We start from the raw sequence: 12592 nt of genomic DNA, 5'->3' as shown, positions 1-12592 counted from the left end.
GCGGGCTAGCGTTCCAACGGCTGATAGGGCCGATCATCAACGCTCGCTTTGCCGCAGCACTGATACTGCGTCTGTTACTCTGGGGCCGCGTGCGAATCGGCTATTTCCAGCCGACGGGCTGGGTCCAGGCTTGTTGTTTTTGATCGGCGAACGAAGGGTCGTGGTGCGGTTTGCTACTGGTGATCGTCGCTCGGATGTACAGTTCGTCGCCGGTCAGTTGGTAGCTGGCCGCGGTTCCTTGGACGGTGCTTAGCACGACACCAATGTGCGTATGGCTGCCGTCAGATTCGGAATCCGCTTCGGTATCCCCTTGGTCGTCGTGATGCTGCGTGGTACCGATAAACTGAGTCGTGAACGTCGCGTCACCGTCGCTTTGGATTTCGACGCGGAGCGTTTTGGTTTCAGCGTCAAACTGCACGTCCGACAGGGTGACTCCGCTGGACGCGTAGAAGTCGCCTCGTTTCATGGCTTGAATGATGTGTTCGGGGGTCAAGTATCGGCTGCGGACCATCACCCAGCCGCGTCCCGGTCGCGAACCCTTTCTGCCATGGTATTCGTGCGAATCATCGGTCGCCAAACCCATGATTGGGGGAATGTTCAAATCCGCGCGGCGGATCGCGTTGATTTGGTCCCACATGGTTTCGATGCTGACGTGTTTGTCGTCGCCCAGATGATTGACACCGGGGTGGCCGTTGTAGACTTCAAAGAATCGCTCGGCCGAAATCGCAGCGATGTCTTCAGCAGTGATCGCGTAGCCAAAATTGGGGTGGTTGATATGCGGCAAGACTTCGCGGCCGTGTTTCTTTTGGTGTTCGACGATTGCACGCAGATTGTTCTGGATCGTGTCGCGTACCGAATCTCCGTGCTGCGGTTCGATCTTCTCCGCCAAGTTCGTCGCATTGATGTGAATCGGTTTCTTTTCGAACTTGTCGCTGATTTCTTCGGCGGGAATCAAAATGAATTCGCCGCGTTTTTCGATCAGCGAACGAAATTCCGCCAATGGTTTTAGCCGGACTTCGATTTTGGCATCGTCCTCTTCGCCACGTGTCTGGACCCAACTGTTGCCGAATCGTTGACGGTAACGATCCAAGATTCCGTCGTCGGATCGGGCCACAATTTTGCTAAGCGGCATCCATCGGTCGCCTTCGCTGAGCAGATTGTGGTCGGTGAGAGCCAAGAAGTGGTAGTCGCGTTTGGCGTACCAGTCCGAAATCATTTCCGGGAAATCATCACCGTCGGACCAGAGCGAGTGTGTGTGCAGGTTGCCTTTGTACCAACGAACTTCCGAGTCGTAGGAGATCTCGCGGGTGGGTTCATTCTGAGCTTGGGCGACCTGAGCTTGGGCGGTTGGCGCAACGGAGCCCAGCAGGGTCGCGAGACTGAGGGCGAGGCATTGGAGTCCGCGGGCGGGAACGCTGCGCTGGAGTGCAGATTCAAGCAGTGCTGGCATCGGGAGGGATTTCATCGGCGGGAGTTTGGTCGAGGGGGATTGGTAGATGGACTTCGGTAGGAGCCGAATAGTTTACTGTCATGGTCGAGGCGACGGGGCTGAATGGTCGATGCGACGGGGCTGATCAAAGAAGAAATGCGGACGGCACGCCAAAGCGTTTCCACGGTCGCCTTTTGGGGACGGCAAGCCGCGAGCGGATCAACCGTGTTGGTTGATAAAACGCTGGAGTTCTTGTTCCAGCAGTTTGACTTCTGCCTGCAACGGATCGATCAAGCTAGTCACGGGAGCTAGTTTTTCGGACCTTGCCATTCGCTCGATCTCTTCGGCAAACTGAACCACGTCTTCGGCTTTGAAACTGCTGGCAGCGCCTTTGAGCGTGTGAGCGCCGCGGACCACCAATTCCGCCTCGTCGCTAGCGAGGCCCTGTTGGATTTCATTCATCCGTTGCGGCGCTTCTTCCATCAGGATTTTGGCCAAGCGAACAAGCATCGCGTCATCACAACCGCCCATGCCCTCGCGTGCAAATTCGACGTCAATGATTTGGAACGCGATCGCATCGTCCAAACGGTTGCTGGCGTCGTGATCGTTGGTTGCGAGTGGTGAATTTCCAGCGGGTGAATCTTTAGCTGGTACATCTTTGGCGGGCGTCTCCGTGGCTGGTGCGGGGCCCGCGTCGCTGATCGGTTGGTTCGACTGGATCGTCGAAAGCAACTCCGCTAGATGTTTGGGATCGATCGGTTTGCTGAGGTAGTCGTCCATCCCCGCTTCCAAGCATCGCTCGCGATCGCCTTTCATTGCGGCGGCGGTCATAGCGATGATGGGGATGTGTTTATCCGTGCCAGTTTCCAGTTTTCGTATTTCGCGGGTCGCTTCGTTGCCGTCGAGGACGGGCATTTGCCAATCCATCAAAATCGCATCGAAATTCCCGTCCTGCCAAGCTTGTACGGCGAGCTCGCCATTTTCGACGACTGTCACACGGTGCGCTAGACGTTCCAGCAAACCGGAAGCGACTTTCTGGTTCACAATTCCGTCTTCTGCCAATAGCAGGTTCAGCGGCGATGACGACGGTTGGGGCTTGGCTGGGGCCGGGGTGCCGCCGGAGTGTTTTCGCGCCGCTTGGCTCATCACATCCACGATGACTTCGTGCAAATCCGACTGCACGACGGGCTTGGTCATGTAACGAGCGATGCCCATGTCACGACAACGCTGCGAATCGCCGCTTCGCGCTGCCGAAGAGATCATGATGATCTGGATATCGCGAACCGCCGCATCGGCAAGCACTTGTTCGGACAACGAAAAACCATCTGTACCGGGCATCATGCAATCGGTGATCAGCAGCAAATACGGAGCGTTCTGCTGAGCAGCGAGACGGAGCTCTTCGATCGCATCGTCGGCGCGTGCGACGCACGTCGGTTTGAATTGCCAGCCCAGCAGGATGTCTCGCAAGATCGTGCGATTGGTTTCGTTGTCATCGACGATCAAGACCCGCGTGCCTCGCAGTTCGTCGACACCTTGGCTGTGGCAATCGCCCGCCGTCGTGTCGCTGTCTTCGCCGGCAAGCTGCAAACGCATTGTGAAATGGAAAGTCGTGCCTTTACCGACTTGGCTGTCGACCCACATGCTTCCGCCCATCAAACGGACCAACTGACTGGAAATGGTAAGCCCTAATCCGGTGCCGCCAAATTGACGCGTCGTCGATGCATCGGCTTGCGAAAACGACTCAAAAATTGTCGCTTGTTTCTCGGCCGGAATCCCAATGCCGGTGTCGCTGACGCTGACATGAATCTGCACGACTTCGCCGTCCTCTAAATCACTTGCAGCCAATTCGTTCGTGTCGTCGCTGCTCAGAGGAGTACTCGGTCCGGCGTCCGCATCGGCCAGTTCGACCGCAACGACGATTTCGCCCTCGGCAGTAAACTTCATCGCGTTCCCGACCAGATTGACGACGATCTGACGTAGTCTTCCTGGATCACCGATGACGATCCGCGGAACGTCCGCAGCGACACGGCAAGCCAGTTCGACTTCTTTCTGGGCCGCTCGGATGCCAAGCGAGCGAGTTGTTTTTTCGACGGCATCACGCAAATTGAACGGGATTGTTTCCAATTCCAGTTTGCCAGCTTCGATTTTTGAAAAATCCAAGATGTCGTTCAAAATGCGCAGCAGCGAATCAGCTGACCCGCGAACCATTCCCAGGTACTCGCGTTGCTCCGTTGTTAGCGGCGTATCCTCCAGCAGCTCTGACATGCCGATGACGCCATTCATCGGAGTCCGTATCTCGTGACTCATGTTGGCCAGAAAGTCGCTTTTGGTTCGGTTGGCTGTCTCGGCGTCGGCGCGTGCACGTTCCAGAAACGCATTGGAATCAGCCAACTCACGCGTTCGCTCTTCGACTCGTTGTTCCAACGTTTCTTGCACGGTGACCAGTTCATCGGTCATGTGATTGAACGCGGTGGCCAGTTTGCCCAGTTCGTCCTGACGCCGGAGATCGCCCGAACGCACTTTGACTCGCGCGTAGCGGTCACCCGAAGCGATGCGGTCGGCAGTCGACGCGATTCGCGAGATCGGTCGCACAAACCGTTTGGCCAATAGGAATCCGCCCAAGGTTCCTAGTGCCAGCAAAGCGATTTCCAGGAACCATTGCAGGCGGCCGAGTCGTGCGATGGGAGCGAGAGCTTCGTCGGCGTCCATTTTGACGACCATGCCCCACTGCGCAAACTCTTTGGGCTGCAGTTCAATGGGCTGCCAGGCGACCAAGACTTCTTTGCGACGGTCGCTGGCCAGGCAGCTCGTGTCTTGCCCCTTGAGTCCTTCGATGGCCAATTTCATTGCGGGGATGGGAGCGTAGTCGACGAACTGGTTTTCCCGATCGGATTTGCGAACGGGCAGCATCTGCACGAATCGTTTGCCGTCGCGGCGGGCCACGATGACTTTGCCGGTCGTGCCCAGTCCCGTTTTGTCATTCAAAATTTCGACCAGTGGAGCGACGTCCATCGAAATCATGATCACGCCTAAAAAGCGATCTTGATTGGTCGCGGCCGGCACGGTTAGCAGCGAACGAAATTGCGGCGCCGCCGTTGTTGCTTTGTCGCTCGCGTCATCCGCTTCGTCGCGAGTGGGAGTCGCGAAGTGAGCACCTTGGGTTCCTTGCAGGTAGTCGGGCTGGCCGGAGTAATCGCGTCCGAACTGCGTTGGATCGGTCGTCGCGACCACCCGTCCGTCGGTATCGGTCACCCAGATGGCCTGGATCTCGGGAGTGCTGGAAACGGCATCCCCGATGATCCGTTCCACTCCCGCTCGAAACGACGCGTCCGGTTCTTTGCCATCCAAGTGGTCAGCCAAGTAGCGACGCAGGCGTGTGCGACTGGCCAATAAGGCTACCCGCTGTTTTTGTTCGGTCGCGTACGCAATCAAGCGACGCTCGCGGTCGTGCGCCACCGTGCTCAGTCGCTGCTGGATCTGACCGGTCAGGCTTCGGCGAGCAAACTGGAATCCAATCCAATTCGTGATCGTCGCGGTCGCAATGACGGCAATCGCGACGAAAATAGCAAGTTTGGTTTGAAGGGAAAAACGCATGCGGTGTGTTTTCGGTTTTTCCCCGAGTGATTTGCTAAGTGAGTGAACGGAGGGAGCGTGTCGCGGGGCTTAGGACGCAGTGATCGTGTCGCGGGGTTGGGGGGCGCGCCAATGGTTGGTCTGCGGTCGTTGGCGGCAATTGGTGTTGGAAGGACAGTGCTGTGATGGGCCAATGCTGCGTTGGGGTGACGACAATCGCATCAAGCAATGATACGAGAGCAGCCAACAGAACGTGTGTCCGGGGACCAATTATCCAACCCGGTTGATGCAAAAAGCCGGAACGCACGCCATTAGAGGTTTCCCAGTCGGTGCTTTCCGAACGTCTTGGTCCCGCATGTGTTCGCACTCCTGAGTTGATGCAACATTGCGAAAGCCCGGAGAGCTATGATAAACGCCGTCGGCAATGCATGGGCGGTTGCTTGCTGCTGCGGCGTTTTTTTCTGCTTCTGTGCTTCCAGGCGGACCATTCCTGCGGGGGAATTTTGATGACACGAATTTTGATTGCTGAAGACAGCCCGACACAAGCGTTTCAAATCCAGACAAAATTGGTGGACGAAGGATACGAGGTTTTGTTGGCCAATGACGGCCAGCAGGCACTGGAGCAGATTCCAAAGTTTTGGCCGCATTTGTTGCTGACCGACATGGAAATGCCCGTCATGGATGGCTTGGATCTGGTCACCAAAGCGACCGACGAATACCCGGCGATTCCGATCATCCTGATCACGGCCAAAGGCAGCGACGAAACCGCGGTCGAAGCGCTCAATCTAGGTGCGGCGGCGTATTTGCCCAAATCGCTGTTGGACGAAAAACTGTTTCAGACGATCGACGAAGTGCTCGACGTGATGGAGACTGCCGACAGCTACGGCGAACTTCTGAGCAAGATGGAGCACAGCGAGTTTCAGTTTTGCATTGACAACAAGATCGAATTGATTCGGCCGTTGGTGGATCTGGTCAAGCAAATGTGTCTGGGCGTCGGACTATGTGACGATGCGGAGAGCGTCCGAGTGGGCGTAGCGGTTGATCATGCGATGCGAAATGCGATTTTGCACGGCAATCTGGAATTAACCACCGAAGCGCTGGAAACCGAAGACGACCTGTACGTGCAAGGCGAGCCGACGATGATCGAACAGCGGGCGGCCCAGAGCGACTATTGCGATCGCCGCGTGTCGGTGAAAGTCGCGATTTCGCCGCAGCAAGCGACCTGTGTGATTCGCGATGATGGTCCCGGATTTGATTTGTCGATTCTACCCAACGACGACACCAAAGACCGGTTGGATTCTGGGCGGGGTCGTGGCTATGTGTTGATGAAATCGCTGATGGACGATGTCCATTTCAATGACAAAGGCAACGAAATCACTATGGTCAAACGACGCGTGTGAACGGCCAATCCACGCGGTGTGTGGGTCTGTTTTGTGTTTGCGGATAAGGAAGCGGTTCGGTTCCAAATCGTCTGGCCAACTGCTCCGCTCCATCGAAGTGAAACCGCTGCACTGAGTTATTTACCAGTTATTAACCGCTGCACTGAGTTACTAACTGCCGCGTGAGTTCTTAGACGCTGCGCTGAGTCGACAAATGCGCTCACGCCGGGGTGGATGCCTGTGCACGCGTCGCGTTCGCACGTTGTGTGACGCTGTGGGGAAAGTTCCCCTGTTGTTGTGGTGGCGACACTAGTTTTATGAACATTTTGCTGTCTATCACAAAACAACTCTTTAAACCTGTCAAAAAACCCGTTCTATTGTTAATCAGACGCTCAGCCACTGACACGAAGTAAACGCAGTGAGAGATCTGCGTTGCTGTGACCGCCGGATTCATTTCTTTTGAACCGATTGTTTTGGTCGATTGTTTTGTTGGTGGAAATTGAGGCTCCGTTTTGATCCGAACTCAGGCAGGGCACTGCCGAGAGGGCAACATGAGTAAGATGAAGCCGCTTTCGATGAAAGAAGCATCTCAATCCCCAAGGGTCGAAGTCCGTGATGGGGGCGTCGAGAACGGAAAGAAATCGAGCGCTGAGGACGAAAATGCCGACGTGTTTCGTGTGGATGCCCAGCACTTAAACTTCCAACGTGCACAGGTCCGTCGCCCCGGGCTTGGCAAAATGGACTGCTATGCGATCTCCGATTTGGGCCGCAAACGCCGCAATAATGAAGACCAGTTCATGGTGGCTGATCTGGCCAAGTCGTCCAAGTTGTGGACCGCAACGCGACGAAGTTTAGGCTGTGAAGCGATCAGCGATAAGTCTCGTGCGAAAATGATGTTGGTCGCCGACGGCATGGGTGGACACGCCGAAGGACAGCGAGCGAGCAAGTTGGCGGCCGAACGAATGCTTCGCTATGTCGTCGAGAACCTTGCCTGGGATCCCCTGTCGCCAGCCCAACTGAAAAAACCAACTCACACATTTCAAGAAGACTTGAACGACGGCCTGGTGTCAGCGGTTAGCCATTGCCAAAAATCGATTATCGACGAAGCCGCCTGGATTCCCAGTCGTCGAGGCATGGGCACAACCCTGACGGCGACGCTGTTGAACTGGCCGATGTTGCATATCGCTCATGTCGGCGACAGTCGCTGCTATGTTTGCCGCGACAGAGAATTGGTGCAGCTGACTCGCGACCACACGTACGCGCAAGCGATGGTGGATGCGGGCGAGATGACAAAGGAAGATGCCGTTAGGTCGCAATTCGCCAACTGCCTTTGGAACGTCGTGGGCGGCAACAACCGCACGGTCGAACCCGATGTTTCGACGCATGAATTGCAAATCGGTGACACGTTGCTCGTTTGCAGCGACGGGCTGACCAACCACGTCAGCGATGAACTGATCAACGAAATCATTTGCAACTCGACTTCGGCGCGTGCTGCGTGTCAGTCGCTCGTCCGTGTCGCCAATGAAATGGGTGGCAAAGACAATATCACGGCCATCGTCGCTCGCTTCATTGATTCGGAAACGTTTGATTCCGACAGCCATGAGTTTGGGATCAGCGACGAACAGATGACCGACGATATCGATTTGTTGGCTTACGAGACGGAGTTTACGCTTTCGGAGTCGACAATCGAATCGATGGAAGACGATCAGGCTTAGGCAGTCCTAGGGCGTCTGACAGGGACTTAATGTGGCAGCGTTGGTGCGGTTGCCGCGGGAAGCGGTCGTGTGGTCTGGAATTAGGTCCGATTCTTTGCTTTAGTTGGGACTTGTCCACCGCCTTACCATTTTTGGGCGTCCTGCTTTGGCCGAACCGCCGACGTTTCTACCGCCTGAATTGCACCTCTGACTCCATCGATCTATGCCCCAGCCACAACCCCAGCAACCCGCGCCTGCGCGAAGCCCCCTCGTCATTGGTGAAGTCCTTTTCGATCACTTTCCCGATGAAAGCCGCGTGCTGGGGGGCGCGCCGTTCAACGTTGCATGGAATTTGCAGGGCCTGGGACTTGCCCCAACGTTTTTATCGTGCGTGGGAAAAGACGACGAAGGCGACGAGGTGCTGGACCAGATGCGTCAGTGGGGCATGGCGACCGAGGGCGTGCAGGTCTCCACTGATCATTCGACCGGCCAAGTGCAGGTAACGATCGCCGACGGTCAGCCTTCGTATCAGATCCTGGATGATCAAGCGTTTGATGCCATCGATCGCCCTGGCTTTGCCGTTTCCGATCAGACGCATTCGTTGATTTACACCGGATCGCTGGCTCTGCGACACGACGCAAATCGGGACACGACGCTTAAACTGATGCAGACAACCGGGCTGCCTTGTTTTTTGGATGTCAACATTCGGCAGCCTTGGTTTGACGTTCAATGGGCGGGGCAGCTAATTGCGGGTGCGAAATGGGTTAAACTGAGCGAAGACGAGCTGGCGTACTTGTCTGACCAGTCGTGGTCGCATGAGGAGCCCAGTGAAAGTGAGATTTCGCAAGCCGTTCAGGTCGTTCGAAATCGTTTTGCCAAGGACACGCCGACCGGTGCTTACTTTGTCACGCTCGGTCACCGCGGAGCCTGTGCGGTAACCGGCGACGGTGCGTTCTGGTCCGTTAAGCCAACCAATCCGCCCGGTGGGATTCAAGACACGGTTGGCGCCGGAGATGCCTTTGTCGCGGCAACCATCTATGGGCTGGTTCACGATTGGGCTTTGGACAAGACACTGCCTTTTGCATCGCGGTTCGCAGCCAACGCTTGCACGCTGAAGGGCGCGACGACGAATGACAAACAGCATTACGTCAAGTTTGTTCAGTAGAAATCCACGCTAGCAGCGAGGCCGCTCAGGTGTCAGCAAGTTTTTTGATCAGGAAATACTTGGAACCACCGTTAGAGTCCCAGTCGGGCAGTTCACCTACTTGGGTGTATCCGCAGCGGCGATAAAAATCCGGGCTCTGATGAGACATGGTGTCGACAAAGCTGTGTTGGCAGCCACGGCTGGTCGCAATGCTCTCGGCCTGAAGAAGCAGTTTTTTCCCGATTCCCTGCCGTCGATGAGCTGGTGAGATGGCCATGATGTCAATCCGCAGCCAGTGTCGCTGAGTTGTTGCGATCAATCCGCCAACAACCTTGGCAGCAAATTCACCTGCGCTTTCGTCAATCGGCCGAGCGATCAAATTAAGCGGTGCAGGTGATTGCTGTTCATCCCTCAGCAGAGTCATCCACTCCGGATTGGCGTCCTTGTTGTACTCACGCAGCCACCGCTTCACTTCCAAGCATCCGTCTGCGTCGTGGTCGGTCGCCAACACAATGTTTAGGCCGGTACCGTCAGGTTTTGTCATGGCAAGTTCTGGCCGTGTCCGTCGGAATGGAATGAAATTGCCCTGAGTCGGCGCCCGACCTGCGTCGCAATGATAGCAACGAAGGGTTGGCTCTGGTTGTTTTGCCATGTTAGCAAACGGCTTAGTTTGTTATTGAACCATTTGGCTTACACAGTCGTTACTGATGAATCGACCAAGCAATCGCAAAGTGGACCAGCGCAAAGTGGACCAGCAAGAATACGATAGCGTCCGGCGTTACGTTGACATGTGGGCGATGCCCGGGATGCACCCCAGTAACGTCGAATTTTTACAAAAGCTGAAAACCGCTGATACCAATCACTTCACCACTCACATGGACTGTGTTGGCACCGTTTCGGAATTGGACCAAGAGTCAGGTGATTGGGAAAAGACTCATTTGGTTGGCGTTCGCACCGACGTCTGGAAACCGGACGATGAAGAGCTTGATTGTGCGCTGGGTGCGATGCAGGACAAGCGTCGCCGCGAAGTCAAACAGAGCATCAAGAAACACGGTCGGCTAACGAAAAAGCAGACCGAGCGTTTGGATGAAGAGCTCGCCGCCGACGAAATCATGCAATTGAAATGCAATGAGATCGAAACCAGACGATTGGTGCTGAAGCTGTTCAAGACCACCGGAACACGCGTCCGCTGGGTCGGCACGATCGAAGAAGTGACGGCCATGGAGGTTCAAAATTCCATGGGGTCGGCCCGCACTCTGATTACCATGGCGGTGAATTTGCCACGCACTAGTTTCGTGACCTACGTGCAGCAAAACCACCGAACGTTTCGCATTCCCGCCATCTACACCAGTGGGTTTTATGACGACGAACAGATGTGGAACGTCATGATCAAACGCCAGTGGTTTTCGATCGGAGCGGACTTTGATGTCGAAGTGAACGGCGAAACCATTGGCGAAATCGACGGGCGGCTGTTTAGCTTTGGGTACGACAGCTACGTCGAAGTCGACGAGCATCCCTTGGCAGAAAACACGCAGTTTGTGGATCTGCTGACTCTTTTCGCCACCTCCGTCGGATATCACAAGGCGATGCGGCGGAGTATCAAAAAACGCACCGAAGCAGCGTGTTGTGGCGAAAGTCACCGCAATTTGTTGCATGACGAAGAGCTTAGGCTACGTCACAATGGACGCGCAGCAGCATAGACTCTTGCAGCGACATGGGCGTGTGCGGCGATTTAGAATCCTGCAGTTCGCGACCCCGTCGCTGGTCACGCCAAGTGTTCCGCTTTGTCTCCGTCCTTGCTCTACCGCTTCATGTTTCGCGTTCTTTACGAAGACAATCATCTGCTGGTCGTCAACAAACCCGCTGGCATTGCCACCATGGGCAGCCTGTCAGGCGAATCGATGCACTCGCTGGCAGCCGACTACGTGCGGGACAAATACAACAAACCCGGCAAGGTCTTCATCGGCATCGTCAGCCGGTTGGACACGATGACAAGCGGAGTATTGGTGTTGGCGCGGACCAGCAAGGCCGCGTCGCGATTGTCGCCTCAATTTGGCGGGGCCGCTGGTAAACGGAGCGTCACACGGGCGTCCAAGATTTACTTGGCCGCGGTCGAAGGTGAACTTCCGGTGAATGACAGCCCGGTGGCTTTGGTCGATCACGTGCGGAAAGACGACCAAGCAAGGCGTATGAGAATCGTCGGCGAGCGGACTGGTTCGAGGCCAGCGGATTCGGCTCCATCAGATTCGCCCCCAGCGGATTCGCAGCGAGCCGAATTGCAATACATCGTTTTGGGGCACGCCAAAGGCGCGTCGCTCTTAGCGGTTCGTTTGTTGTCCGGCCGCAAGCATCAGATTCGAGTGCAATTTGCTGATCGGGGACATGCTGTTTGGGGGGATCGTAAATATGGATCCAAGCTTCCTTTTCCCGACGGCATCGCACTGCATAGCTGGATGCTGCAAATTAATCATCCGACGCTCAAGGATCGGCGGGAGTTTTCCGTGCCTGCTCCGGCATCATGGAACCAGTTCAAAGGTGCCCTTCCGTTAGCCGATCGGCTGCGCGAAACTGTTAGCAGCCAATTTGGTTTGCCCGTTCCACCACCCAGCTAACACGCTCTTTTTTGTGGCCAAACGTTCTGCCCAACCGGTTCTCTTTGTTCCCGCTCGGATTGTTTCGGGTGGGCAGACGGGAGTGGATCGCGCGGGATTGGAAGCAGCGATTGCGTTGGGCATCGATCACGGCGGTTGGTGCCCCGCTGGACGTTTGTCCGAAGACGGCAGTGTTCCCAGTCGTTATCAGTTGACGGAAATGTCGGCGGCCGACTATCCCACGCGGACGCGGCAGAACATCATCGATAGCGACGCGACGCTGATTGTCTACGAAACACGTCTCAAAGGCGGAACGTTACTGACTCAGCGAACTTGCAAACGTCTGGACAAACCATTCTTGCTGGTACGACTTAGCGGCGATGCCGATTCGCTGCATCAAGAACAGATCGTTGCAACGCAACAGTGGCTTGCGCAGCACAAGCCGGCTGCGTTGAATGTCGCCGGACCTCGCGAAAGCACTTCGCCGGGAATCATGGAACGTGCGACGGATTTCTTAGTGTCAGTGCTGACGCAGCAGGGCTGATCCGCTGTCGTAGCAGGCCCTAATCGGATCGTTCGTTAGGCACGTTTTAATCTGGGATTACCCAGGCGGCACAACCTGAACGGTAGTCGCTAATCGTTTGCCTTTTCGTCATCCAAAGAGCAAGCCTACGCCGCAAGGTCGCCGATAGCTAGCATATTCCCACGCTGGCCAGACAGGAAGCTACAAGCGACGGCTGATGTGAAACGTGGGAACCCCGCCTCATTGTCGTTTCACGCAA

At 55.8% G+C, this 12592-nt stretch carries 9 protein-coding genes; 6 read left to right on the top strand and 3 right to left on the bottom strand.

Annotated features, from left to right (window positions below; translation table 11 throughout):
- Nucleotides 1-100 precede the first annotated feature (100 nt).
- Both K239x_RS15855 and K239x_RS15850 read right to left on the bottom strand, forming a co-directional pair.
- Nucleotides 101-1465, bottom strand: a complete 1365-nt coding sequence (locus K239x_RS15855; RefSeq protein ID WP_419189020.1) for a PHP domain-containing protein — start codon at nt 1463-1465, stop codon at nt 101-103.
- 183 nt (nt 1466-1648) lie between these two features.
- The gene (locus tag K239x_RS15850; RefSeq protein ID WP_145419220.1) at nt 1649-5023 is read right to left on the bottom strand and encodes a response regulator; all 3375 of its coding nucleotides are present in this window, start codon (nt 5021-5023) and stop codon (nt 1649-1651) included.
- 485 nt (nt 5024-5508) lie between these two features.
- Here K239x_RS15850 and K239x_RS15845 point away from each other — a divergent pair, with 485 nt between their 5' ends.
- The 3 genes from K239x_RS15845 (at nt 5509) to K239x_RS15835 (ending at nt 9240) form a co-directional block, all read left to right on the top strand.
- The gene (locus tag K239x_RS15845) at nt 5509-6402 is read left to right on the top strand and encodes an ATP-binding response regulator (RefSeq protein ID WP_419189019.1); all 894 of its coding nucleotides are present in this window, start codon (nt 5509-5511) and stop codon (nt 6400-6402) included.
- 530 nt (nt 6403-6932) lie between these two features.
- Nucleotides 6933-8096, top strand: coding sequence for a PP2C family protein-serine/threonine phosphatase (locus tag K239x_RS15840; protein ID WP_145419218.1), 1164 nt, complete (start codon nt 6933-6935; stop codon nt 8094-8096).
- Between the two features lie 202 nt (nt 8097-8298).
- Nucleotides 8299-9240, top strand: coding sequence for a carbohydrate kinase family protein (locus tag K239x_RS15835; RefSeq protein WP_145419217.1), 942 nt, complete (start codon nt 8299-8301; stop codon nt 9238-9240).
- A gap of 25 nt (nt 9241-9265) precedes the next feature.
- On the opposite strand, the gene K239x_RS15830 is transcribed toward K239x_RS15835, so the two are convergent.
- Nucleotides 9266-9763 carry a GNAT family N-acetyltransferase gene (locus K239x_RS15830; RefSeq protein WP_419189018.1) on the bottom strand — a complete coding sequence of 166 codons (498 nt, stop codon included), beginning with the start codon at nt 9761-9763 and terminating at the stop codon, nt 9266-9268.
- A 163-nt stretch (nt 9764-9926) separates the two neighbouring features.
- On the opposite strand from K239x_RS15830, the gene K239x_RS15825 reads away from it, so the two are divergent.
- From K239x_RS15825 to K239x_RS15815, 3 genes are all read left to right on the top strand, one after another.
- Nucleotides 9927-10919 carry an LURP-one-related/scramblase family protein gene (locus K239x_RS15825; protein WP_145419215.1) on the top strand — a complete coding sequence of 331 codons (993 nt, stop codon included), beginning with the start codon at nt 9927-9929 and terminating at the stop codon, nt 10917-10919.
- 111 nt (nt 10920-11030) lie between these two features.
- Nucleotides 11031-11831, top strand: a complete 801-nt coding sequence (locus K239x_RS15820; RefSeq protein ID WP_145419214.1) for an RluA family pseudouridine synthase — start codon at nt 11031-11033, stop codon at nt 11829-11831.
- Nucleotides 11832-11844: 13 nt separating this feature from the next.
- On the top strand, nt 11845-12354 hold the full coding sequence (locus tag K239x_RS15815) for a putative molybdenum carrier protein (protein WP_145419213.1): 510 nt from the start codon (nt 11845-11847) through the stop codon (nt 12352-12354).
- Nucleotides 12355-12592 lie beyond the last annotated feature (238 nt).

Source organism: Stieleria marina (assembly GCA_007741555.1).
GTDB lineage: Bacteria > Planctomycetota > Planctomycetia > Pirellulales > Pirellulaceae > K23-9.
The sequence above is the reverse complement of the archived record's forward strand: the minus strand, read 5'-3'. Positions and strand labels throughout refer to the sequence as shown.

What these genes read in the sequence shown, in the direction of transcription:
- K239x_RS15825 (WP_145419215.1), top strand. Translation starts at nt 9,927, where the DNA reads ATGAATCGACCAAGCAATCGCAAAGTGGACCAGCGCAAAGTGGACCAG.
- K239x_RS15855 (WP_419189020.1), bottom strand. Translation starts at nt 1,465, where the DNA reads ATGAAATCCCTCCCGATGCCAGCACTGCTTGAATCTGCACTCCAGCGC.
- K239x_RS15835 (WP_145419217.1), top strand. Translation starts at nt 8,299, where the DNA reads ATGCCCCAGCCACAACCCCAGCAACCCGCGCCTGCGCGAAGCCCCCTC.
- K239x_RS15845 (WP_419189019.1), top strand. Translation starts at nt 5,509, where the DNA reads ATGACACGAATTTTGATTGCTGAAGACAGCCCGACACAAGCGTTTCAA.
- K239x_RS15830 (WP_419189018.1), bottom strand. Translation starts at nt 9,763, where the DNA reads ATGACAAAACCTGACGGTACCGGCCTAAACATTGTGTTGGCGACCGAC.
- K239x_RS15850 (WP_145419220.1), bottom strand. Translation starts at nt 5,023, where the DNA reads ATGCGTTTTTCCCTTCAAACCAAACTTGCTATTTTCGTCGCGATTGCC.
- K239x_RS15820 (WP_145419214.1), top strand. Translation starts at nt 11,031, where the DNA reads ATGTTTCGCGTTCTTTACGAAGACAATCATCTGCTGGTCGTCAACAAA.
- K239x_RS15840 (WP_145419218.1), top strand. Translation starts at nt 6,933, where the DNA reads ATGAGTAAGATGAAGCCGCTTTCGATGAAAGAAGCATCTCAATCCCCA.